The following is a 23040-nucleotide window of genomic DNA, read 5'->3' as shown; positions in this document are numbered from 1 at the left end:
ATATGAGAAATTCGGGTGGTTTTTGGGATATTGTACTACATTTTTTCCCCTTCCAGTTGTTTTTTTGGCAACTCCGAATGAATCTTTTCTCTATGCTCGGTTGGGCATTGCTATTCTCATTTATATCTGGAACAGGGGCTCATTTTGGGATTCCCTATCTTTTTTATTCGCCTGAATATCTGGGTGAAGTAAGCGAATTTGCATTTTTGGTGGTGGGATTTGGCTTCGGAGGGTATGTTACCGCCTATAATTTGTATTCTTATATCGTACTGGGGCCTTATTTCCCTTTTATTGCCACAGTGTCGCGTCCGTTTGCAAAATTCTCTACCAACAACTTTCTTGTTCCATTCATTTTTCTGAGCTATTATGCCTATAACCTTGTTGTTTTTCAGGTTAATCAGGAGTTTGCTACAGTTTCAGAAGCACTGGGTTATCTGGCGATGTTTTTGCTCGGTATGTCATCTTTTATGGCATTGGCGTTTTTCTATTTTTTCAGAACCAATAAAGATGTGTTTAAACTAAGTGGGAGAACGGAAAAAGAATTTCAGGAAGAATTTAAAGCAAAACCGTTTAACGCGACTTTACACAAAGAAGAGTCCTGGTACAAAATTTTCTCCAGAAGAAAAGACGGAAAACACTATTATCTCGGAACATGGCTTAGATTGAGACGTTCCCGTGACTGGATGCATTACGATAGAACCTTGATCGAAAAAGTTTTTTCACAGAACCACATTAACGCATCGTTATTTGAGCTTTTTATTCTGGCCTCATTCCTTGTTCTGGGGATTTTCAGGGAAAATGAGTTGTTTGTAGTACCCGCTGGAGCTTCGATACTACTTATTTTTTCGATTATATTAATGATTATCAGTGCTATATTTTCCTGGTTAAAGACTTGGACTTATTTTGTACTGATTCTCTTTTTCGTTTTTATTAATTATTTATCAAAAGACAGCGGTTTTAATCAGTTTAATAATTACGTCTATGGACTGGATTACTCTATCGATTCTGATAAAACCGGGGAAACAGAGCTGATTCGACAGCACATGGACCCCGCCCGAATTGAAAGTGATCGAAAGGCATATTTAGAGGTGTTGGAAAACTGGAAAGAAAGAACCGGAGAGAAAAAACCAAAACTGATCCTGATTAATACAAGTGGTGGGGGAGCAAGGAGCGCATTATGGACGTTTATAACACTTCGCCAGTTGGACTCTCTTTCCGGGGGAGGTTTTAGTAAACATACTCAAATGATAACCGGAGCATCCGGGGGGATGATAGGAGCTGCTTACTACCGGGAGCTTGTTTTGCGATCAAGAACAGACAGTTCAATCGATTCACTATTTCCCCGTTTTACACGTAATATGGGGAAAGACCTCTTGAATCAGGTTGCTTTCACCATTACGACAAATGACTTGTTTTATCGCTATCAGAATTTTAATTACAACGAAATTACCTACCTCAAAGACCGGGGATATGCATTTGAGCAGCAATTACATGCGAATACAGAATATGTAATGGAAAAAAAACTGGGAGATTATACACTACCAGAGGAAAAAGGGATCATTCCTGTAATGATTTTCTCTCCAACCATAGTCAATGACGGCAGGAGGCTTTTGATTTCCAGTCAGCCCTTGGGATTTATGCAGTTAAACAGACGTAATTTAAAAGGAGATTACGAAGCAATTGTTGAGAATTTCGAGTACGGACTGGTCACGGAGGAATATCATCCGGAAAATACGCGCTTTAGTTCTGTATTACGTATGAGTGCCACTTTTCCTTATATTCTTCCTATGGCTGTCCTTCCCGGAAATATGAATTTCCATATCATGGATGCAGGAATAAGAGATAATTACGGAACCAAAACCACGCTAAATTTTATGACCATCTTCAGAGATTGGATAAAGAAAAATACATCCGGTGTAATTGTGTTACGCATCCGGGACCTCAAGAAAAACAGAACAGGAGTAGGAAAAGGGAAGCTATCCATGGTTGACAAGTTGTTACTCCCTTTTGGGAATATGTATGGGAATTTCCCGTTTGTTCAGGACTTTGATCAGGATGAAGCATTGATGTTAGCAATGCCCGGATTTAATTTTCCGGTTGATATTCTTTCCATCAACTTGAGAGAGTCTGTAGATGATAAAATTTCCTTATCCTGGCATTTAACAACATTTGAGAAGAAACAGATTACTTCTTCTTTGAACAGAGTTGATAACAAGATGACTATCGACAAAGTCTTACAACTGATTCACGGTAAGGATGAGTAAAAATCAGTGTATACACCTCTTTTTATCCACTATCTTTGTTTTGCTGATATGCAAAGTAGGGGAGGCACAACAAAATTGTAAGTATAGTATTGCTACCGACCATTTTGTTTCCCGGACTGGAATTTATGGCGGAATTCAAGGGAGTCTTACCTATACTGACTGGATATTTGATATCGGAACGGGGTATAACTGGCAAAATCTGGTGCAGTACGCGTATTACTCGCCCTATGTAAGCGCTGGTGTCGGATATAAATTATTCAGGACGGAAAAAATCAGTGTAAGCCTTGGGTTGAATTATCAACTGCATTGGAACAGGTATATATACAATACAAAGCCCAAAATTCATTCATTATACTATCAATACAAATTGAGAATTGGAAAAAATAAATTCTTTTTCCTTCAGGAAACGGGGGTAGGAGCAATGATAAGAACCAGTTTTCCGCAATCAAATCATTTGGTCTGGGATATTAAACTAGCTATAGGTATAGGGTATGCGTTTTAACAGATACATATTGTTCCTTTTTATTTTTCTGTTTTCGTGTGAAAAATCTGAAACGGGAGAAAAATATTCAACTTTAGTTATAGGGCATGCGGGTGCTGGATTACACATTGATCTTCATTCTTTCCCTGATAATTCTTCTAAAGCAATTGCCCATGCAATTTATTCTGGAGTAGTTGCCGTTGAAATAGATGTACAAATGACAACAGATCATCAATTGGTAGCGTTTCACGACAATTATCTGGACTCGCGAACCACTCATACGGGATGTGTTGGATCCATGACCTGGGAGGAATTAAGTTCAGTAGCATACTCCTTATATCCCGGATATAGCCCTGAAAAATTAAATGAAATTGACTTCTTCGGGTGTCAACAAGTATTTCTGGATTTGAAATTTTATAATCATTGTACGGAAGAAAGTGCTTCGTACGAAACGATAAAATCCGCTCTTTCGGATTTTATTTCTTCCTCCACATTGCCTCAGATTGTTCTGATTTCGACCAATAGTAGCTTATTAGCCTATTTGTCTGATTTACCGGTTTATCTTGCTTATGAAGAAGTAGATTATGCCAAACTGAAAAATCAGGTTTTAACGTATGAAATAGAGTATTGCGTAATCCGAAATTCTAAAATAACAAAGGAACAGGTAAATGAATTACAGACTTTGGGAAAAAAAGTCATTATTTTTGACGCGAAATCATTTGAAGGGAATCAAACTGTTCTGGAGAAAGAACCGGATTACCTGATGACAGATGACTTGGTAAGTGCATTATCATTAACAAAATGAAATTATGGCAAAGAAAAAGAAGGAAAAAGTTAATATTGTTTATTCAACAAATCCTGATTTCAGTTTTGAATACGAGGAAGAAGCGGCATTAGAAACACTACCTCCCGAAAAACAATTGTTATATGTTTCAATTGATCGTAAACAGCGTGGTGGAAAAGAAGTTACGCTGGTAGAAGGATTTGTAGGAGCTGAAGAGGATTTAAAAGACCTTGGAAAAATGCTTAAATCCAAGTGTGGGGTGGGTGGATCTGCCAAAGACAATGAAATTATTGTTCAGGGAAGCTTTAAAGATAAAGTAGCGGAATTACTTGAAAAAGAAGGCTATCGGGTGAAGAAAAAAGGAGGAAATTAGATTTGTCTACTTTTTATCGTTTTTCTCTGATAAAAAACCTTGTCGGAAAGAAATAGTTTGTTAATTTTGCGGCGGGGTAAGTCTCACACGACCAGCTCCTGCCTAATCCCCCAGGACGGGAACGTAGCAAGGGTCGGTGGTCGTAGCGGTGCGATGTGAGTAGCTTACCCCACTTTTTTTGCCTTAAACTTTCTGAAAAATAAGCATAAAAAAACCACGCAAATTTTGCGTGGTTTTTTCGTTTATATCTTTATCTACTACAAGTGAATCACTTCATCGTATGCAGCGGCAGCCGCTTCCATAACAGCTTCGGACATTGTCGGGTGCGGGTGAACGGTCTTGATCAACTCATGCCCTGTCACTTCCAGTTTACGGACAGCAACAATTTCTGCGATCATTTCAGTTACGTTTGCACCGATCATGTGTCCTCCAAGAAGTTCACCGTATTTGGCGTCAAATATTAATTTCACAAAACCATCTTTTGCTCCGGCAGCACTTGCTTTACCCGATGCAGAGAAAGGAAATTTCCCAACCTTGATATCAAATCCTGCATCTTTGGCAGCTTTTTCCGTATATCCTACAGAAGCAATTTCAGGAGAACAGTATGTACAACCAGGAATGTTTCCGTAATCTAGCGCTTCCGGAGAGTGTCCTGCTATTTTTTCCACACAAATAATACCTTCAGCAGAAGCCACGTGTGCTAATGCAGGTCCAGGAACGATGTCTCCAATAGCGTAATATCCCGGGATGTTAGTTTGGTAATAATCATTAACCAATACTTTTCCTTTATCTGTTGCAATACCTACATCTTCTAGTCCTATTCCCTGAATATTTGTTTCAATTCCAACAGCAGACAGAACAACATCGCATTCAATTGTCTCTTCTCCTTTTGCTGTTTTTACCTTAACTACACAACCTTTTCCTGAAGTATCAACAGCCTCAACCGAAGAGTTAGTCATGATTTTCATACCCTTTTTCTTGAAAGTTCGCTCCAATTGTTTTGAAACTTCTTCATCCTCTACAGGAACAATGTTTGGCATAAATTCAACAATTGTTACCTCTGTCCCCAGGCTATGATAGAAGTAAGCAAACTCAACTCCGATAGCTCCCGAACCAACTACAACCATTGATTTTGGTTGTTTTGGCAACGACATTGCTTCGCGGTATCCTATTACTTTTTTACCATCCTGCGGAAGGTTTGGGAGTTGACGAGAGCGTGCTCCGGTAGCAATGACAATACCTTTCGAAGCGGCAACCTCAGTTGTTTTTCCGTCAGCATCAGTTACAACGACTTTTTTACCGGGAAGAAGTTTTCCTGTCCCTTTGATAACATCAATTTTATTCTTCTTCATAAGGAACTGAATACCATTACTCATTCCTTCAGCAACTCCACGACTTCTTTTGATCATTCCTTCGAAATCCGCTTCAGCGCCTTTCACATTGATTCCATAATCAGAAGCGTGATTAATATATTCAAAAACATTAGCACTCTTCAAAAGAGCTTTTGTCGGAATACATCCCCAGTTCAAACAGATTCCACCTAAAGATTCTCTTTCAACGATTGCTGTTTTCAGACCTAGTTGCGAAGCGCGAATTGCAGCTACATATCCTCCAGGACCACTACCAAGAACAATAATATCGTAACTCATACTTTTTCTAAATTATTTAACGTGTGGTGCGAATTTACGCAAATTTCCTTTAATCATACTTCTAATGAAATCCGAATCTGAGAATTAGGAGAAACAAGTCGTAATGATTGGATAAAAAACGGTTTTGTAAAGAGAATATATAATCTTGAAAAATTGGAATTTAGAACGATAAAAGCATTATTTTTGTCTACAATAAAAGGAAAAACAATTATGAATTTAACAAAAGCAGTATGGATTTTTACGCTTTCTATTGTTTTAGTGGCATGTGGAAGTAAGGTCGAGAAAGGTAGTCTTGAAGGACGTGTTGTTGCTCTCGCGGAAAATAAAGAACAGGTATTTTTGATTTCATCCATTGATCTGGATGCTATAATCAGTAAATCGGGAGCATTTGAAGGGGCTCTTCCTGAGCAATATGCTTCTACGGCAAAACCTTATAAAGACGCTTTGTATAATTCAGTAAATCTTGAAAAATCAGTTTTCATTCTCTTGGAAGGACCTGTCGAAAGAGATAGTCCGAAACGTATTACTTTTCTGTTTGAAGTAAAAGATCCTGCTGCAATGAAAAAAGAATTTCAAGAGGTTGAACTTAATCTTGAAGGATCAGATAAACTTTCTACCGCATTAAACCGCGAAGTAGGGTTGGCGTTAGTCGATAACAAGATGGGGATGTTGGTAGTAAATACGGATCGTAATGAAATGACAGCTGAACTTTTGAAAGAATATGTTAAGGTTTCTGAAAAGAGATCAGAAAACAATGAATTAGCTGAAGCAATAATTACAAAAGCGGATGTTACCGGTGTTGCTCTATTGGATAGATTATACGGGTCAATGAATATTTCAGATGTTTCTGAAGGGACTGTTCAGAAAGTGAAAGACATGTCGAAAGACTCTTACATTTTGGGAACCATCAACTTTTCGAAGGGACAAGTTGATATGGAGATAAAGAACTATTGGGGAGAAAACATGAAGAAATACCTTCCTGTGTATACATCACCTATTTCTTCAGAAGCTATAAGTTCACTAGGTAAAGGGGCTCCGATTTTTGCACTAGCGATGAATATGGATTTCAAAAAAATGATTGATAATATTTATATCAATCTGGAGGAATCGGATAAGAATGATGTTGACCAGGCGTTCATGATGGCCGGAGGAAAGGAGAAGGTATCCAATATGTTTACAGGGGAAATGGCTTTTGCTGCTTACAAGGGAGTAGTAGATAGTGATCCCGTTTTTAATGGTTTTATTGGCTTGAACGACGCAGAGTACCTTAAAAACCTGGTTAATGGTTTCGGACCTATGGCTGGAATGACTACCGGAGAAGATGGGGTGTACACTTTTGGAAGTGACGCTAAAATGAAATTAGATAATAAATCAATGATTTTCTCTACAAGTGTAGATGAGTTTGATCAACTTTTAAGTACCGGAGGAAATAAAATAGAAGCTCCTCAGGGAGTCGATTTCGGGAAGCATCCGATATCCATGTTTGTAGATTTTACAAAACTGGATCCAAAAGACTTTCCTTCGGATACTAAAATGTTTATTGATGAATTTTCATACTTCACCGTCGCCGGTGATGACAATGGAGTTAAAGCGGTCTTAAAATCGAAGAATACGGAGAAGAATATACTTCAGCGACTTATTGAGTTGGGTGTAGAGTCTATCAATGCAAAGGTAGAGTACAACTATGATGATGAGTATACCATGGAAGAAATCCAGGAACTTGAAGAGGAGATGGACGAAGCCTGGGAGAAGGAATTCTAAGTAATTACTCCTGAAAAGAAATAAAAATCCGTCATTTACTTAAAATGACGGATTTTTATTTTGCTATATATCAGTTTCTTACAGTAAACATCGTAAAAGTACTATATCCCATTACGTAATTTTACGGACACCTCTTTCGAATACAATCCTTACTTTGGTCAAAAATACTACACATGGCTTTTAACGGAACAGAAGGAGATCAAATAGATCTTAACAGTGCTATTACTATGACTAGTAGATTCAGAACTGATTTCCCAAATGAAATTCAAGGGTTCTATATCGGTTCTGCTGCAATAAATGACATCTTGAATCAAAGTAATTGCGTAGGGATACGAGTTTACAACGCAATTAATGATTTTGGTAAGAAGACTCTGGTTTTTGTTGGTGTCGATACTAATGAATCTGATATGACCGGTGGGGTGATTATTGATAAGGTACTTCCTTGTCCTCCTCATTGTTCAAAAAGTGTATTAAATGAAACTGAAGATTAATTTTTACAACTACCTGGTTTAAATGTTTCTGGGGATTGCTGTCTTAACTATAGTTTTTGGGTTTATTCCGTTGGCAATTTTTCTTCTAACACGGAGGGACCTTTCCCCGGAAACTTTCTTTATGTTTCCATACATTTTATTGGTAGGAGTAGGAGGTTTTTTTGAGTTGTTATTGACCTATTTTCTTAAAGTTGATGCAACTTATTTATTCTCAATTTATACATTACTTGAGTTACCTGCTATTTACTATTTCTTTTATAAAGCTCTTTACCCCAAGTTGGGAAAGAGCTTTTCTGTTATATTCATATCTCTGTATGTACTTGTCTGGATTATTGATATCTGCAAATTTTCAGGAATCGCAGTTAGTCAGCCTTTTGCAACGGTGTACATAATTCTCAGTGTTATTCTACTTAGTATCATGTGGTTTCGAAAAGTTTTTGTTGAATTTAAGATTCCAATACTTTGGAAGAGTACTATGTTTTATTTTGTTTCTGCAATACTTTTGTATTATTCGGGGACTTTCTTTTTATTTTTGATGGCAGAAGTAATCATTGAAGCCAAAGATTTATTTATACTTGACTTCTGGTTTATCAATATTACACTTAGTTTACTTTTAAAAACTATTCTGACAATTGCAATTTGGCAGGGGCGAATGAAATAACGATCGTATTCTGGATTGGAACATTTACAATGTTCTTTCTTGCTGTTTCTCTACTTTTTCTGGTTGTTTTTTATCAAAACAGAATGATGGCCAGAAGGAGAGAAGAGGAGCGAGCTATCCTGCAAGCAGTACTTGAAGCGGAAAAACGAGAACGTATACGAGTATCAGCTGATTTGCATGATGGCGTTTCCGGTTACTTGAATTCAATTCGGAACTACCTTAGTATTTTAAAAATTCAGAATAAAAATGAAGATGTCAATGAAATTGTTCAGGGTATAAAAGATGGTGTGGAGATGGCTTTGGAAAGCACCCGAAATATCAGTCATAATCTTATGCCTGCGATAATGGATACTCTGGGAGGAGCTCATGCAATTGAAGATTATCTGGACAAACTAAATCAAAACGGTATAATAGAGTTCACTTTCTCTAATAGTTGTCCTGATTTGATAATCCTCTCTGAAACAGGGTATGAAATATACCGGATTGTTCAGGAGACAACCACTAATATTCTTAAGTACTCTGATGCGACTAAGGTCAACGTAATTTTATGTAAGAAAGAAGTAAAAGAGAATACAGAACTTCATATTATTATTTCTGATAACGGAATGCTTTTTAATATCAAAGAAGCCATGAATGCGGTAACCGGAAAAGGGTTGAAAAATATTCAGGCACGATTAAAAGTATTACAGGGCGATCTGGATTACGAAATTAGAGAAAATAAGAATTATGTAACGTATAAAATTCCTATATACCATGATACAAGTAGCTCTGGCAGATGATCATTTGCTGTTTCGTAAAAGTATGAAGATGCTTATCGATTCTTTTGAAGGAATGTCTTTGGTACTCGAAGCTTCCAATGGTAGAGATTTATTAATGAATCTTTCCCAATATGAGGTAGATGTGGTGTTACTCGATGTTCAGATGCCCGAAATGGATGGTAAAACAACCTGTCAGATTCTAAGACAAAATCATCCGGATATTAAAGTTTTGATTTTATCACAACTCGAAAGTAGGGAGCTAATTATTCAGATGATGGAATTAGGAGCACATGGATTTTTTACCAAAAACTCAGAACCTCACCTGATTCAACATGCTATCAAAAGTCTTGATGACAATGGATTTTACTTCGATCAGCAATTGACAAATGTTTTAAAGGGAGCTGTTGAATGGGAAAAGAAAAACCGAAATAGTATAAGTGATCCTGAGAAAGTCGAATTCTCCGATCGGGAGCAGGAAATTATGTTAGGTGTTTGTCGGGAAAAGAGTATGTTGGAATTATCGGAGGAATTTGAAGTCTCTCCACGAACGATCGAATCACACAAACAACGAATGATGAACAAAGTCGGAGCACGAAACTTTATCGGTGTTATTGTTTATGCTGTCAAAAATGATTTGATCGATTTGAGTGAGGTATAGTCTAAAAGGAGAGCTTACTTCAAACACTTAAAATAATCGAAGGGTTCAAGACAGTCATTACACTGATAATGAGCCTTACATGCTGTTGAACCAAATTGACTGATCATGCGAGTGTTTTTTGATTTACAAAGCGGGCAGGGAACAATCGCCGGATTTGCAAATAAAACACTTTTATCAACTTCGTTCTGAGGTGGGGCAATCCCATACTCTTCCAAATTTTTTCTCCCCTTTTCAGATATCCAGTCCGTTGTCCAGGCAGGGGAGAGTACTGTAACGATTTTAGACAGTGAAATATTATTTTCTTTTAGAATCTTCTTTATTTCTTGTTCAATCGTATGCATAGCGGGACAACCGGAATACGTAGGAGTAATAGTAACCCTTACACCGTCATCGTGATTTTCAACATCCCGGATAATTCCAAGATCAACAACAGAAAGAACAGGAACTTCCGGATCTTTCACTTCTTCCAGAAGTTCCCATATTTTCTCTGTATTTTTTTTTATCTCTACCATTGCATGTTAGGATATGCACGCTGCATATATTGCATTTCTGTTAACAAATACCCCATATATTCGGTATGTATTCCTTGACGTCCACCAAGTTGCATATATCCGTATTCCGGCATAGTTAGGGTAGCACGCTCAAAAACTTGCTGCACATGATCATGCCATATTGTTTTTATTTTTGCTAAATCTACACCTATTCCTTCTGCAATCATGATTTCATCGACCTGATCCATTACAAACATTTCACCGGTATACTCCCAAAGATCGTTTATTGCCTGCTGAATACGTTCGTGAGACTCTTCTGTACCATCACCTAAACGAATGATCCATTCCGAAGAGTGTTTCACATGATAAGTAACTTCTTTCAATGATTTTTCTGCTATAGCTGCAATTTGGCTATCCGAACTTTGTGTTAACTCTTTAAAAAAGTGATAATGGAATACATCAAACAAAAACTGACGGGCCATAGTCACGCCAAAATCAATATTCGGGTGCTCAACCAAAAGTAGATTTTTATATTCTTTTTCGTAGCGTAGAAAAGCCAATTTATCTTCATCTCGGTCTTTCCCTTCTACTTCAGCAGCATAAGCTAAAAAACTGGTTGCCTGTCCGATAAGGTCAAGCGCAATATTCGTCATTGCAATATCTTCTTCCAGTACCGGTCCATGCCCGCACCATTCTGAAAGACGCTGACCTAGAATAAGACTATCATCTCCAGCTCGTAAAGTATATTCAAATAAAGCTTCTTGTTTTGTCATTGTCAGATTAAATTACATGTGAGAAACACCATCCGGTACTTTGTAGAAAGTTGGATGTCTGTATACTTTACTGTTCGATGGTTCAAAAAATGATTCAGCATCTTCCGGACTTGAAGCGTAAACATTCTGAGATTCTACTACCCATATACTTACTCCTTCCGAACGGCGAGTATAAACGTCACGTGCATTTTCTATAGCCATTTCAGCGTCCGCAGCTCTTAAACTTCCTACATGTTTATGATCGAGTCCCTGTTTACTTCGTATAAAAACCTCCCAAAGAGGCCATTCTGAATTACTCATTGCGTTTTGTTTTTCGTTAATAGTTTTTTAGAAAAGAGAACAAAAGTCCGTTGTATCAACCGGCTTTTCTCATTCTTTCTTTTTGCTTATCGGCATAAGCTCTGGCAGCTTCACGTACCCACATACCGTTTTCTTTCGCTTTACGTCTGTCGTCGATACGTTTCTTATTACAAGGACCATTTCCTTTGATCACATTGTAAAACTCTTCCCAGTTAATTTCTCCAAACTCCCAATGTCCTGTTTCTTCATTAAACTTCAGATCCGTATCAGGAATAGTTAATCCGATAAGGTGAGCCTGTGGAACAGTGGCGTCAACAAATTTCTGACGAAGTTCATCATTAGTGTGACGTTTAATTTTCCAGGCCATTGACTGAGCCGTATGTTTTGAATCCGCATCACTTGGACCAAACATCATCAGAGCAGGCCACCAAAAACGATTTAAGGCATCCTGAGCCATTTCTTTTTGGATAGGCGTTCCGTTAGCTAATGTTGTCATTATTTCATACCCCTGGCGCTGATGGAAGGATTCCTCCTTACATACACGAACCATTGCACGCGCATACGGTCCATACGAAGTACGGCAAAGAGGTACCTGATTCATAATTGCTGCTCCGTCTACAAGCCATCCAATAGCTCCCATATCTGCCCAACTAAGAGTAGGGTAGTTAAAAATGCTGGAATACTTTGCCTTTCCGGTATGCATATCATCTATTGATTCCTCTCTGTCTGCACCCAGGGTTTCCGCTGCACTATATAAGTACAATCCATGACCTGCCTCGTCCTGTACTTTAGCCAAAAGAACCGCTTTCCTTCTCAGGTTAGGGGCTCTTGTAATCCAGTTACCTTCTGGTAGCATTCCGACTATTTCAGAATGGGCATGTTGGGTAATTTGCCGTATTAATGTTTTACGATAATCGTCCGGCATCCAGTCTTTAGGTTCAATCTTGATATCTTCTTCAATTTTGACCTGAAATTGTTTTTGTAGTTCTATACTATCTTTTTCAGACATAATATGATTCCTCCTCGTTTTTCTCTATTGCAATTTTACGAAATTATTAGCGTTTTTCTTAACTTTTTGTTGAAACATGATAAAAATCATCTGGCTATAAGTTACTTGTGTTTTCTTCCGGACTACCGGGCTATATAAGATACTATCAGACCACAAACAATCGCTATTCCAAAGCTTAACAGTGTCCCTATCATGACATACTCCGTCAACTTCCTGTTTTTTGCTTCACTCAGATCACCAAACCTAAAGATTGATTTTGCTGCCAGTAGAAAACCGATTGCCTGCCAAAAATCAAGTACCACAAACATAAAGATCAGCAGACGTTCAATAATGCCAATATATTTCCCTGCATTTGGTAGGGATTGGTTATTCGTTTCCGCAAGACTTCCTATATAGGAGAGGAGTTCCCGAATGAGTAGGTTTGCCGCAAATATCAAAAAGAATACCCCCGCGATGTAGGCCCAGAAACTTACCGAGTTAAGGAATTTAAACAGGGAAATATCCTGATTTGTCAGGAAGAACCAGATAACAAACAAGCTGATAAGATGTAATAACTGATCCGCAAAGAACCATACCGTTTTTGTTCGTGGTTGTTGAAAATACAGTTTGGCAAGATCAATCCCGTAATGCGTTAGCATAGTTAGCAGGATCAGCAACCAATTAGCAAGATCAAACGTAAATATGAAAAGAAGAACCCCGTGAACAAGTATGTGAAAGTAAAGGGCAGGAGCCATTACCTTTTTCTTCTTCTTTTCTTCGACCCATCTTTGAGACTGAAGAACAAAATCTCCAATAATATGAGCCGTTATCATTTTAATTAGCAGGATCATCTTATTCGCAAAGTTTTAGTAGTTTTTCCCGGAATAATACCTCTGTTTGCATAACCACATCAGCATGCGCTCGTTTCAACCCGTAATTCACCGTGTTTTGTTGAATACCGAGTTGATTTCCGATTTCTTTTTGTTTAATCTGAGGTGTTTCCAGTAGTATTTTCATCATTTGAGCAGAAGAAACTGTCCAGTTATCAGCAGGGATTGATAATAATTGAAAAATAAGATTCAAATCTTTATTTTGCTCTTCCCATGGGGTTCTTATAGCTAGTGTTCGTTTATCTTTTTTAATCTCATCAATTAATTCTCCTGAGAAAACAAAGGCTTCTCCATTGTTTTCAATAACTTTTTCATTTGAATAGGAGTGTGCACCAATACCAATAGCAATTCTAACATCTACGGGTGAGTGATGACGATTCGAAACAGGCTCTATGCTCTTCATCACGGCTTTTATTAGTAATGCTGCTTTTAGAGTATCTTCCGGTTTATCCAACAGAAGCTGAAAAGAATCTCCTCTGAAAATTTCCCAGGTCTCCGGATTGCCGCCCCATCTTTGAAGCTCTTCTTTCAAAGGGAGTAGCCAGCTTTCCGTATTCGCCGATTTCCTGGAATTAATGATATCTCCTGTAAGTACACCTTTCATATTATTATTGAATATCTACGAATATATAGATAAATCACAATATCTACAAATATATAGATAAATTAAATTATCTATGAATATATAGATAAAAGAAAGCCCCTGTATCTAGTGATTAACCATTTACAGGGGCTTTTTTATAAGCAAAAAGAATCTTACCAGATTTCAGCTACTTTTCCTTTCGGATTTCGCATAGGATCTCCTTCTTTTACATCAAATGCCTCGAAAAACTCAGGACAATTCTTTAATGGTCCGTTTATTCGGTACATTCCCGGAGAATGGGGGTCTGTAGCCAATCGTTTTTTCAGTTCTTCATCTTTGTAGTTAATTTTCCACAACTGTCCGAAACCAATAAAGAATCGTTGAGCAGGAGTATATCCATCAATTACTTTACCTGCCTTAAACTCTTCAGTCTTTTTATAAGCATAAAACGCTACAGTTACTCCTCCAAGATCAGCAATATTCTCTCCCATGGTAAGGCTTGAATTGACACACTGATTGTCGAAGGGACAAAAACTATCAAAAGTAGCTCCTAAAAGGTCTGTTCTTTCATTAAACCGGTTTCGATCTTCTTCTGACCACCAATTAGTAAAAGTTCCATCTGCTGCAAATTTAGATCCCATATCATCAAAACCGTGCGTCAACTCATGACCAATCACCATACCAATACGGCTATAATTTACAGCATCTTCTGCATTTTCATCAAAGAATGGAGGTTGCATAATTCCAGCAGGAAAAGCGATTTCATTCAGTAACGGATGATAATACGCGTTTACCATGTGAGGAGGCATTCCCCACTCAGATCGATCCACTTCTTTACCTAATTTACTAAGGTTCTTGTTAATCGAATAAGCTGTTATACTACGGATATTACCAAGATAATCATCCGATGAAATATGGATAGCAGAAAAATCTTCCCATTCATCCGGAAACCCTAATTTTCGGGAAATCGCATTTAGTTTTTCCAACGCACGTTTTTTAGTATCTTCTGTCATCCATGTTCTTGTCTCTAATCTTTCGCGAAAAGCAAGGGTAAGGTTATCTACCAGTTTGTTTACTTTCTCCTGAGCAGACATAGAATAATGTTTATCCACAAATAAACGACCTAAAGCTTGCCCGATCGGAAGCCCTGTTAATTCATTAATAGCCCGTTCTTCTATGGGTTTCATAACTTTGGTTCCACTTAACGTGGTAGAGTAGAAGTCAAAGTTAGCCTGTACAAATTCTTCACTCAAATGTCCTGCATACGTATTGATCAGATTCCAGCTTAAATACGCTTTCCATGCTTCCAGCGGAGTTGTTTTTACTAATTCATTAATACGCTCAAGAAAAACAGGCTGACCTACGACAATCGTATCAAAGTCGATATTATTCATTTGTTTGTAATACCCGGACCAACTCATGTTTTCCGACTTACCTTCAAAAGCATCACGGGAGAATTTGTTGTATGTATTTTCAGGAACACGTAAACTATCCGGCGACATACTTGCTTTTGCCAGATCTTCTTCCAATCCGAAAATAAGGTCTGCTTTTTTCGAAGCAAGCTTTTCATCATCTCCGACAAGACGGAACATGCGGGCGATATGCTTTTTATAGGCTTCCCGGATAGTTGCTTTATCTTCTTTTAGATAGTATGTTTTGTTAGGTAATCCTAATCCTCCCTGACTAAAGTAAGTAATGTGTCCATTTACATTTTTCAGATCCTGACGAACTCCGAAATAGAAAAGTGGACGAACACCTTCGCTGTGTAGTTTAGCAATTACACCAGGAACATCTTTTACACTTTCAATTGATGCTATGTTTTCAAGGTCTTTATGGATAGGAGAGAACCCTAGCTTATTTCGCTCTTTCATATTAGTGAAAGATGTATAATAATCTCCCACTAATTGCTCAGAGCTTCCCGGTTCTGCCTTTTTCTTAGCTGCATCCTTGAGAATTACTTTTAACTTCTCTTTGTTATCCTGATCCAATTCATTAAAACTACCCCATCGGGATTCTGTTTCCGGAACCGGATTGTTTTTTACCCAGGTACCGTTACAAAACAGAAAAAAATCATCTTGAGGACGAATGGATTTGTCCATGTAAGATTGATCAATTACAGCTTTGGGGCTATTACCGGGGTGTTTTTCCTTCTTCTTTCCGTCTCCGGCATCTCCCGCAACCTGCAAGGCAAGGGCACCACTGATAAGTAATTTTATTGTGCTGAACATCATTATTTGGTTTTCAACGAAAGTACAAAAAACCTAAAAAACAATAATGTCTATTCTACGATCGGTTGTCCGGAGGGATAAAAGGAAAAAAGCTTATTTTACCTCTTCATAATCGTCAAAGTCATCATCGTCAGATTTGTCCGAATCCTTTGTATTCCGAAAGTCGGTAAAGTTTGTAGATTGAATCGTTACCGGTGATTTTAACCCCAAAACCTGTAAAATACCTCCAACAAACCGGAAAAGTACATTTAGTAAAAAGAAAAAACCAATTACTTTAAAGATAAAACCAAATATAGGTGTATCGGCAATATTGATAATGCTTTCAACAAACCAGTTTGTTACAGGGTTATAAGAAGTTTCCGGAACAAATACGAATACAGTAAAAAAAGCAATAGCTACAAAAAGAAGAATTACTTCTACTTTTCGATTAAACACTCGTTTTGCGGGCTGCATAAATCCTCGCAAAGCCATTGACATTTGAAGTCGCTGTTCCTTTTTTTGAATTTTACCGATCAGATACATTAGTAGAATCAATCCTGCCACGATATTTCCTGTCTGATCCTCTGCTCCTTTTAATCCAAATTTAGGATCAACAGCAAAGCGTGCTGTAACCGAAACCAAAAAGAAATAATTGATCAGTTTTAACGAATACGTCTCTATTTCATTCCTACTTCTTCCTCCTCTGAAAATTGCTAAAATGGCCATAAATATCCACCAGAGAAATCCAAACACTGCAAAAACAACTCCCAGATGAAAGATGAATTCTAAAATTTTCATTCCGCATTGATTTTGTCCCAAAAATACGTTTAATAATGAACTTTAGCACGGTATTTGCAGAATACTTGATATATTTAGCCACTAAAATTTTAGGTATGTTAAGAAAGATAATGATCGTTTCTCTCATTCTTGCTTCCTCTTTATTAAGAGCCGAGGAAGGAATGATAATCCCAAGTCTTGTTCAGGCTTTCCAGTCGGATATGCAGGCAAAAGGGATGAAGTTAAGTGCAGAAGATATTTATTCGGTAAATAACTCCAGTATGAAGGATGCGGTTCTTCATTTCAACGGAGGGTGTACAGCCGAAATAGTATCTGATCAAGGGCTTATACTTACAAACCATCATTGCGGATACTACCAGATTCAGCAACATTCTTCTCTTGAAAATGATTATTTGAAATACGGATTCTGGGCAATGGATAAATCAAAAGAGTTGCCTAATGAAGGACTTTTCGTTACTCGTATTGTTCGAATAGAAGATGTAACTAAAGCTGTTTTACAAGGAACAGAAAGTTTGAAATACGTTCCTCAGGTAGAAGCTAAAATTAAGGAAAATGCAGGGAAACTGATAGAAGAGATCAAAAACACTACGCATTATGAAGCTCAGATCAAGGCATTTGATTACGGGAATAGTTACTACATGCTGGTTCAGGAGAAGTTTACAGACGTTCGTCTGGTAGGAGCCCCTCCTTCTTTTATTGGTAAGTTTGGAGGAGATACCGATAACTGGGTCTGGCCTCGTCATACGGGAGACTTTTCTGTTTTCAGAGTATATGCAGGAAAAGATAATAAACCGGCACCATACTCAGCTGAAAATGTTCCTTATAAACCACTTCATCACTTTCCTGTAAATATCACTAACAGAGAAGAAGGTGAGTTTACAATGGTTTACGGTTTCCCGGGAATGACAGAACAACATGTTACCTCAGAGTACCTCAAGTATGTTATGGAAAAAGACCGTCCTGTACGTATTGAAATGCGGGAAAAATCTCTGGAGGTGATCGATGCAGCTATGAAAGCAAGTGATAAAACACGAATTCAGTATGCCTCTAAACAATCCCGTATCGCAAACGCGTATAAAAAATGGATTGGACAAATCGATGGTCTCCGTCGCTTGAATGCGCAGCAAATCAAAAAAGATAGAGAAGCAGAATACACAGACCGTGCAAATGCTAATCCGGAGTGGAAAAATAAGTACGGAACCGTTGTAAAGGCACTTATAGAGCTATTTAAGGTGTATGAAGAATATGAAATGGCGGATGCTGTAATTATCGAATATATTTTCTATGGACCGGAGTTCTTACGACTGGCACGAAGCGTAGAAAGTATTACTGACAATTATGCGAAATGGTCAGAAAATGGTGAATGGGAAGAAAGAAAAGGTGCAATTGTAGCTTCTATCCAAAAGCACTTTAAAGATTACGACGTGCAGGTAGATCAGGCTATTTTTGACAGAATTTCGCCTGTGGCAAAAAAACATTTGAAAGAAGAGTTTCACCCATTGTCTTTTAAAGAAAAAAGCACTGAAGATCTTTCTTCTCAGATCTATGGAAAATCGATGTTGGTAAATGAGGAAAAGCTAGTTGGTTTTATCGAGAGTATGAGTACAAAATCGATGAAAAAATTAGAGAAAGATCCGGGGTATTTGTTATATCGTGATTTATGGGATGTACGTGCCGGACAGTTGGCGCAGAATCTACAAACCTATCAGGGAGAGCTGGATTTGATGATGAAAGTATATGTAGCAGGTAAGTTGGAAATGTTTCCCGAAAAAAATCACTGGGCGGACGCAAACAGTACTTTACGGGTTACTTACGGACAGCTTGAAGGTTCTGCTCCGAGAGACGGTATGTTATACACTCACTACACTACAGTAGACGGGATGATCGAAAAGTACTATTCAGGGAACGAGGATTTTGATCTGGACGACCGTATGATGCAACTGTATACTAAAAAGGAATACGGTCAGTACGCTCAGGATGGTGAACTTTGGGTATGTTTTTCAGGATCAAATCATACAACCGGCGGAAACTCAGGTTCTCCGGCATTAAATGCAGAAGGACACCTGATCGGAATTAACTTTGACCGTACCTGGGAAAGTACAATGTCTGATTTTATGTTTGATACCTCTCGTTGCCGTAACATCATGGTGGATATGCGTTATGTACTGTGGGTTATGGATGTATACGCAGGTGCCGGACATTTAGTAGAAGAAATGACACTGATTAAATAAAAGAAATTAATGTTTCAGATAAACCCTTTCGGCTTTTGTTCGAAAGGGTTTTCTTATTTTTAGCAAGTGATTGTAAAAGAAAAGCAACAAGTAGAAACCGTTCTGGAAAGTATCCGGATGGAAGCTTATTGTTTGGGGAAATTACAAACAATCACTACCCGGAAAGGGATAAAAAAGGCAGTAAAGAGGGGAGAGATTCTTTTAAACGGACAACCAGGGCAGGGATCTGTTTTTGTGAAACCCGGAGATTTGATAGAGGTTGTTGAACCGGAATCCGGGAAAGGATTTAAAGTCTTCCCGATTGACCTGGATGTTGTTTATGAAGATGAGTGGTACGCTGTTATTAATAAACCTCCGGGATATCCGGTTAGCGGTAATTATTTTAAAACAATTGAACACGCATTACCTTATAATTTGAAACCGTCAGCAGAAAAAGATGCTTTACCCTTTCCATTACCGTGTCATCGTTTGGATAGATCCACATCCGGTTGTTTACTGATAGCTAAAACCCGTGAAGCACGTGTGAAGGCCGGTGAGTTATTTGAGAAAGGTGAAGTAGATAAAATGTATCATGCAGTTGTTGTTGGTGAGGGAGTTAGTGATTGTTATTTAAACTTTTTAATCAATGAAAAAGAATCGCTTTCATCCATAAAGAAAATAGCAAGTTCACCTTCGCTCAGTAATGATGCAGTCCACCTTGTTGAATTAATTCCTTTTACCGGAAGAACCCACCAACTTCGTATACATTGTGCAGAAGCAGGACACCCTATTCTTGGCGATCCGTTATACGGAACCCCTAAGGCAAGACTGAAAGGTAAAGGACTGTTTCTGGCATCCACACAACTTTCGTTTATGCATCCTTTTCTACACAAACAGATTGTTGTTTCTGTGCCTGCTCCTGCAAAATTTCTACGCTTTATGGAGAATGAAAAACGACGTTTTGAAAAGTTTGTTTCAGAGAAGAGAAACGTTAATTAATAGGAAGAAAAGAGACGTCACCCCAAAGGAATCATTACCTTTGTAAAAACAAAATTTGTAGCATGAGCAAGGAAGTAAGGAGTTTGGAACCACATGCTTTGTGGAGTCATTTTGCAGATCTTAATGCGGTTCCGCGCCCAAGTAAAAAAGAAGAACGTGTTATACAGTTTATGGTTGATTTCGGGAACAAACTGGGACTTGAAACACTCGTAGATCGTATCGGTAATGTAATTATAAAAAAGCCGGCCACTCCGGGCATGGAAAACAGGCAGACCGTTATTCTTCAATCTCACCTTGACATGGTACATCAGAAAAATGGTGATACACAATTTGATTTTGACAATCAGGGAATTGAAATGATTGTAGATGGTGATTGGGTAAAAGCTAACGGAACTACACTCGGAGCCGATAATGGAATTGGTGTTGCTGCTATTATGGCTGTTCTTTCTGCTAAGGGAGAAGATGTAAAACACCCGGCAATAGAAGCATTGTTTACAATTGATGAGGAAACAGGAATGACCGGAGCTATGGAACTTGATCCGGCTCGTTTGTCCGGCTCAATACTCCTTAACCTGGATACAGAAGATGACGATGAATTATCGATTGGATGTGCAGGCGGGATTGATACCAATACAACACAGACGTATCAGGAGATCCCAACTCCTCCGGATGCTGTGGCATACGTTCTCAAGATCCGAGGACTCAAAGGTGGTCACAGTGGAATGGATATTGACAAAGGAAGAGGGAACGCTAATAAGTTAATGAATCGTTTGTTGTACGATATGGACGACAGAGTTGCATTACATATTGCATCGATAGACGGAGGTAGCCTTCGCAATGCCATTCCCAGAGAATCGACTGCAATAGTTATTGTTCCTGCATCCAATACGGAAGCTTTTGAAGCTTCGTTTAAAGAACGAACGAACGAAATCTTAAAAGAATATCACGTAATAGAGCCAGATTTACGTATTCTTAGTGAAAAGACAGCAGCTCCGGCAATGGTAATGGAACCTAAGGCACAACGCAATTTTGTGAATGCAATTTATAGCTTACACAATGGTGTGTACCGAATGAGTCCGGATATCGCAGGACTTGTAGAAACTTCTTCTTCATTGGCAAGAGTGATTGTGAAAGAGGGTAAAATCGTTACACAATCTCTTCAAAGAAGTAGTGTGGAAAGTTCGAAGATGGACGTTGCAAATACGATACGTACTACCTTTGAGAACGCGGGGGCAACAGTTGTGCAGGAAGGGGATTACCCGGGATGGCAACCCAATCCCGATTCTCCGATATTAGGTGTTATGGGGAATCTATATAAAGATATTTTTAAAGGAAATCCGGATGTGAAAGCTTGTCACGCAGGATTAGAATGCGGGATTTTAGGAAAACACCTTCCGGATACAGATATGATTTCGTTCGGTCCAAATATTCGACATGCACACTCTCCAGATGAATGCGTTCAGATTTCTTCCGTACAAAAGTTCTGGAGCTTCTTATTGTCTACACTCGAAGAGATTCCATCTATATAAGAAGGGGTAATTCGGAGTTTATCGTCTGATTATAAGCTTGTGATATAAGTCACAGTAAATGTGTTTGGTTTTTTCAAACTTTGGAGAAAGTTACTCAATCAAAAAGAAAAAACATGGCAAAACACATTCAAATCTTAGTAATAGGAGGAGGAACCGGGGGTATTATGGTTTCTGCTCAATTGAAACGAAAAGCTCCGGAATTACAGGTTGCCATCGTAGAACCTTCGGACAAACATAAATATCAGCCTGCCTGGACATTAGTAGGTGCCGGTAATTACTCTATGCAAAAAACGATTCGGAAGGAAAAAGATTTTATTCCTGAAGGAGTCGAGTGGATTCAATCCTATGCAACGGAATTACAACCGGATAACAATACAGTAGTGTTAGGAAACGGAAATACAATTACCTATGACTATTTGGTTCTTTCTCCCGGACTCGTGATGGATTTGGATGCACTTCCCGGTCTAAAAGAAAGTTTGGATAAAGGTCTTGTCTGTAGTAATTATACTGACCCGGAGCATACGTGGGAAGTTCTCCGCAATTTCAAAGGAGGGAATGCCGTATTTACGCAACCGGGAACTCCCATAAAATGCGGAGGTGCTCCTCAGAAAATCATGTATCTCGCAGAACACTACTTCAGAAAGAAAGGAATCCGTGATAAAACCAATGTGGTTTTTGCTACTCCCGGGTCTGTAATCTTCGGAGTGAAAGAATTTGCACGACCACTAAACAAAATTATTCACGATCGCGATATACTCTTTAAGCCTTACTATCTTCCTGTTCGGATTGATGCTGAAAAGCAAATGATTTATTTTAAGTACGCTGAACCGGGGGATAATGGGTGTGTTATTACGGAAAACAATAAAATACAGGAATCAATAGTTGGTGATTCGGAAATAGCGATGCCATTCGACATGCTTCATCTGGCACCTCCTCAGGCAGCCCCCGAATTTATAAGAAATTCACCATTAGCTTTTCAGGACGGACCTTCTAAAGGGTGGGTAAGCGTTGATATTCATTCGTTACAACACACAAAATATGATAATGTATTTGCAGTAGGGGATGTGGCTGCTTTACCAACAGCAAAGACAGGAGCTGCCATCCGAAAACAGGCTCCGGTTGTTGTGGCTCACCTCATAGCATTAACTAAAACCGGGAAACTATCCACTAAAAAATACGATGGCTATTCTTCGTGTCCGTTGGTCACAGGATATGGAAAGATGTTGTTGGCAGAATTCAAGTATAACAACGTAAGAGACAGCGATCCTTTACTTAGTAAGTTCTTTAACCTGACTAAACCTTCCTGGTTTATGTGGATTCTAAAACGGTATGTATTGCCGTATCTATACTGGAAAAAAATGCTACGAGGAAAAATGTAAGAGATACGATTGT

22 protein-coding genes and 1 other RNA gene are annotated in these 23040 nt (G+C 38.4%); 14 read left to right on the top strand and 9 right to left on the bottom strand.

Annotated elements, in window-relative coordinates; all coding sequences use genetic code 11:
* Window positions 1-2 precede the first annotated feature (2 nt).
* From AC4PL9_RS02295 to ffs, 5 genes are all read left to right on the top strand, one after another.
* Window positions 3-2264 carry a patatin-like phospholipase family protein gene (locus tag AC4PL9_RS02295; RefSeq protein ID WP_491603170.1) on the top strand — a complete coding sequence of 754 codons (2262 nt, stop codon included), beginning with the start codon at window positions 3-5 and terminating at the stop codon, window positions 2262-2264.
* On the top strand, window positions 2257-2766 hold the full coding sequence (locus tag AC4PL9_RS02290) for a hypothetical protein (protein WP_491603169.1): 510 nt from the start codon (window positions 2257-2259) through the stop codon (window positions 2764-2766). The genes AC4PL9_RS02295 and AC4PL9_RS02290 overlap by 8 nt, the downstream gene beginning before the upstream one ends.
* Window positions 2756-3550 (top strand): glycerophosphodiester phosphodiesterase, encoded by a 795-nt coding sequence (locus AC4PL9_RS02285; protein WP_491603168.1) that lies wholly within the window; start codon window positions 2756-2758, stop codon window positions 3548-3550. The genes AC4PL9_RS02290 and AC4PL9_RS02285 overlap by 11 nt, the downstream gene beginning before the upstream one ends.
* Window positions 3551-3554: 4 nt before the next feature.
* Window positions 3555-3902: a translation initiation factor gene (locus AC4PL9_RS02280; protein ID WP_491603167.1), complete on the top strand. Its 348-nt coding sequence runs from the start codon at window positions 3555-3557 to the stop codon at window positions 3900-3902.
* 74 nt (window positions 3903-3976) lie between these two features.
* Window positions 3977-4069, top strand: an RNA gene (ffs, locus tag AC4PL9_RS02275) — signal recognition particle sRNA small type.
* A gap of 90 nt (window positions 4070-4159) precedes the next feature.
* On the opposite strand, the gene lpdA is transcribed toward ffs, so the two are convergent.
* A complete protein-coding gene (gene lpdA / locus AC4PL9_RS02270; RefSeq protein WP_491603166.1) occupies window positions 4160-5551 on the bottom strand; it encodes a dihydrolipoyl dehydrogenase in 1392 nt (463 codons plus the stop codon).
* Window positions 5552-5761: 210 nt separating this feature from the next.
* Between lpdA and AC4PL9_RS02265 the strand changes: the two genes are divergently transcribed.
* The 5 genes from AC4PL9_RS02265 to AC4PL9_RS02245 all read left to right on the top strand — a co-directional run bounded on the left by AC4PL9_RS02265 (window position 5762) and on the right by AC4PL9_RS02245 (window position 9880).
* Window positions 5762-7312 carry a hypothetical protein gene (locus AC4PL9_RS02265; RefSeq protein WP_491603165.1) on the top strand — a complete coding sequence of 517 codons (1551 nt, stop codon included), beginning with the start codon at window positions 5762-5764 and terminating at the stop codon, window positions 7310-7312.
* 173 nt (window positions 7313-7485) lie between these two features.
* Window positions 7486-7803 carry a hypothetical protein gene (locus AC4PL9_RS02260; RefSeq protein WP_491603164.1) on the top strand — a complete coding sequence of 106 codons (318 nt, stop codon included), beginning with the start codon at window positions 7486-7488 and terminating at the stop codon, window positions 7801-7803.
* Window positions 7804-7924: 121 nt separating this feature from the next.
* Window positions 7925-8464 carry a hypothetical protein gene (locus AC4PL9_RS02255; protein ID WP_491603163.1) on the top strand — a complete coding sequence of 180 codons (540 nt, stop codon included), beginning with the start codon at window positions 7925-7927 and terminating at the stop codon, window positions 8462-8464.
* Complete coding sequence (locus tag AC4PL9_RS02250) at window positions 8443-9243, top strand: sensor histidine kinase (protein ID WP_491603162.1); 801 nt, start codon at window positions 8443-8445, stop codon at window positions 9241-9243. Before AC4PL9_RS02255 ends, AC4PL9_RS02250 begins: the two co-directional genes overlap by 22 nt.
* Window positions 9218-9880 carry a response regulator transcription factor gene (locus tag AC4PL9_RS02245; protein ID WP_491603161.1) on the top strand — a complete coding sequence of 221 codons (663 nt, stop codon included), beginning with the start codon at window positions 9218-9220 and terminating at the stop codon, window positions 9878-9880. The genes AC4PL9_RS02250 and AC4PL9_RS02245 overlap by 26 nt, the downstream gene beginning before the upstream one ends.
* A gap of 14 nt (window positions 9881-9894) precedes the next feature.
* Here the strand turns inward: AC4PL9_RS02245 and paaD are convergent, their stop codons facing one another.
* The 8 genes from paaD to AC4PL9_RS02205 all read right to left on the bottom strand — a co-directional run bounded on the left by paaD (window position 9895) and on the right by AC4PL9_RS02205 (window position 16910).
* Window positions 9895-10392: a 1,2-phenylacetyl-CoA epoxidase subunit PaaD gene (gene paaD / locus AC4PL9_RS02240; protein WP_491603160.1), complete on the bottom strand. Its 498-nt coding sequence runs from the start codon at window positions 10390-10392 to the stop codon at window positions 9895-9897.
* Complete coding sequence (gene paaC / locus AC4PL9_RS02235) at window positions 10386-11144, bottom strand: 1,2-phenylacetyl-CoA epoxidase subunit PaaC (protein ID WP_491603159.1); 759 nt, start codon at window positions 11142-11144, stop codon at window positions 10386-10388. The genes paaD and paaC overlap by 7 nt, the downstream gene beginning before the upstream one ends.
* A 12-nt stretch (window positions 11145-11156) precedes the next feature.
* On the bottom strand, window positions 11157-11444 hold the full coding sequence (gene paaB / locus AC4PL9_RS02230; RefSeq protein ID WP_491603158.1) for a 1,2-phenylacetyl-CoA epoxidase subunit PaaB: 288 nt from the start codon (window positions 11442-11444) through the stop codon (window positions 11157-11159).
* A gap of 55 nt (window positions 11445-11499) precedes the next feature.
* Window positions 11500-12453 carry a 1,2-phenylacetyl-CoA epoxidase subunit PaaA gene (gene paaA / locus AC4PL9_RS02225; RefSeq protein WP_491603157.1) on the bottom strand — a complete coding sequence of 318 codons (954 nt, stop codon included), beginning with the start codon at window positions 12451-12453 and terminating at the stop codon, window positions 11500-11502.
* A 122-nt stretch (window positions 12454-12575) separates the two neighbouring features.
* On the bottom strand, window positions 12576-13283 hold the full coding sequence (locus tag AC4PL9_RS02220; RefSeq protein ID WP_491603156.1) for a DUF3307 domain-containing protein: 708 nt from the start codon (window positions 13281-13283) through the stop codon (window positions 12576-12578).
* A 1-nt stretch (window position 13284) separates the two neighbouring features.
* Entirely contained in the window at window positions 13285-13926 is a 642-nt protein-coding gene (locus AC4PL9_RS02215; RefSeq protein WP_491603155.1) for a SatD family protein, read from the bottom strand.
* Window positions 13927-14078: 152 nt separating this feature from the next.
* On the bottom strand, window positions 14079-16133 hold the full coding sequence (locus AC4PL9_RS02210) for a M13 family metallopeptidase (protein WP_491603154.1): 2055 nt from the start codon (window positions 16131-16133) through the stop codon (window positions 14079-14081).
* Between the two features lie 93 nt (window positions 16134-16226).
* Entirely contained in the window at window positions 16227-16910 is a 684-nt protein-coding gene (locus AC4PL9_RS02205) for a hypothetical protein (RefSeq protein WP_491603153.1), read from the bottom strand.
* Between the two features lie 95 nt (window positions 16911-17005).
* Here AC4PL9_RS02205 and AC4PL9_RS02200 point away from each other — a divergent pair, with 95 nt between their 5' ends.
* The 4 genes from AC4PL9_RS02200 (at window position 17006) to AC4PL9_RS02185 (ending at window position 23027) form a co-directional block, all read left to right on the top strand.
* Window positions 17006-19141, top strand: a complete 2136-nt coding sequence (locus AC4PL9_RS02200) for a S46 family peptidase (protein ID WP_491603152.1) — start codon at window positions 17006-17008, stop codon at window positions 19139-19141.
* Window positions 19142-19207: 66 nt separating this feature from the next.
* A complete protein-coding gene (locus AC4PL9_RS02195; RefSeq protein ID WP_491603151.1) occupies window positions 19208-20119 on the top strand; it encodes an RluA family pseudouridine synthase in 912 nt (303 codons plus the stop codon).
* Between the two features lie 62 nt (window positions 20120-20181).
* A complete protein-coding gene (locus AC4PL9_RS02190) occupies window positions 20182-21648 on the top strand; it encodes an aminoacyl-histidine dipeptidase (RefSeq protein ID WP_491603150.1) in 1467 nt (488 codons plus the stop codon).
* 113 nt (window positions 21649-21761) lie between these two features.
* Complete coding sequence (locus AC4PL9_RS02185; protein WP_491603149.1) at window positions 21762-23027, top strand: NAD(P)/FAD-dependent oxidoreductase; 1266 nt, start codon at window positions 21762-21764, stop codon at window positions 23025-23027.
* The last annotated feature ends 13 nt before the right edge of the window (window positions 23028-23040 follow it).

This window comes from Wandonia sp., from assembly GCF_984588085.1.
This window is presented reverse-complemented; position numbering and strand designations above follow the sequence as displayed.

What these genes read in the sequence shown, in the direction of transcription:
- AC4PL9_RS02290 (WP_491603169.1), top strand. Translation starts at nt 2,257, where the DNA reads ATGAGTAAAAATCAGTGTATACACCTCTTTTTATCCACTATCTTTGTT.
- AC4PL9_RS02280 (WP_491603167.1), top strand. Translation starts at nt 3,555, where the DNA reads ATGGCAAAGAAAAAGAAGGAAAAAGTTAATATTGTTTATTCAACAAAT.
- AC4PL9_RS02200 (WP_491603152.1), top strand. Translation starts at nt 17,006, where the DNA reads ATGTTAAGAAAGATAATGATCGTTTCTCTCATTCTTGCTTCCTCTTTA.
- AC4PL9_RS02245 (WP_491603161.1), top strand. Translation starts at nt 9,218, where the DNA reads ATGATACAAGTAGCTCTGGCAGATGATCATTTGCTGTTTCGTAAAAGT.
- AC4PL9_RS02215 (WP_491603155.1), bottom strand. Translation starts at nt 13,926, where the DNA reads ATGAAAGGTGTACTTACAGGAGATATCATTAATTCCAGGAAATCGGCG.
- AC4PL9_RS02190 (WP_491603150.1), top strand. Translation starts at nt 20,182, where the DNA reads ATGAGCAAGGAAGTAAGGAGTTTGGAACCACATGCTTTGTGGAGTCAT.
- paaD (WP_491603160.1), bottom strand. Translation starts at nt 10,392, where the DNA reads ATGGTAGAGATAAAAAAAAATACAGAGAAAATATGGGAACTTCTGGAA.
- AC4PL9_RS02285 (WP_491603168.1), top strand. Translation starts at nt 2,756, where the DNA reads ATGCGTTTTAACAGATACATATTGTTCCTTTTTATTTTTCTGTTTTCG.
- AC4PL9_RS02185 (WP_491603149.1), top strand. Translation starts at nt 21,762, where the DNA reads ATGGCAAAACACATTCAAATCTTAGTAATAGGAGGAGGAACCGGGGGT.
- AC4PL9_RS02295 (WP_491603170.1), top strand. Translation starts at nt 3, where the DNA reads ATGAGAAATTCGGGTGGTTTTTGGGATATTGTACTACATTTTTTCCCC.
- AC4PL9_RS02210 (WP_491603154.1), bottom strand. Translation starts at nt 16,133, where the DNA reads ATGTTCAGCACAATAAAATTACTTATCAGTGGTGCCCTTGCCTTGCAG.
- AC4PL9_RS02265 (WP_491603165.1), top strand. Translation starts at nt 5,762, where the DNA reads ATGAATTTAACAAAAGCAGTATGGATTTTTACGCTTTCTATTGTTTTA.
- AC4PL9_RS02205 (WP_491603153.1), bottom strand. Translation starts at nt 16,910, where the DNA reads ATGAAAATTTTAGAATTCATCTTTCATCTGGGAGTTGTTTTTGCAGTG.
- AC4PL9_RS02260 (WP_491603164.1), top strand. Translation starts at nt 7,486, where the DNA reads ATGGCTTTTAACGGAACAGAAGGAGATCAAATAGATCTTAACAGTGCT.
- paaA (WP_491603157.1), bottom strand. Translation starts at nt 12,453, where the DNA reads ATGTCTGAAAAAGATAGTATAGAACTACAAAAACAATTTCAGGTCAAA.
- AC4PL9_RS02255 (WP_491603163.1), top strand. Translation starts at nt 7,925, where the DNA reads ATGTTTCCATACATTTTATTGGTAGGAGTAGGAGGTTTTTTTGAGTTG.
- lpdA (WP_491603166.1), bottom strand. Translation starts at nt 5,551, where the DNA reads ATGAGTTACGATATTATTGTTCTTGGTAGTGGTCCTGGAGGATATGTA.
- paaB (WP_491603158.1), bottom strand. Translation starts at nt 11,444, where the DNA reads ATGAGTAATTCAGAATGGCCTCTTTGGGAGGTTTTTATACGAAGTAAA.
- paaC (WP_491603159.1), bottom strand. Translation starts at nt 11,144, where the DNA reads ATGACAAAACAAGAAGCTTTATTTGAATATACTTTACGAGCTGGAGAT.
- AC4PL9_RS02220 (WP_491603156.1), bottom strand. Translation starts at nt 13,283, where the DNA reads ATGATCCTGCTAATTAAAATGATAACGGCTCATATTATTGGAGATTTT.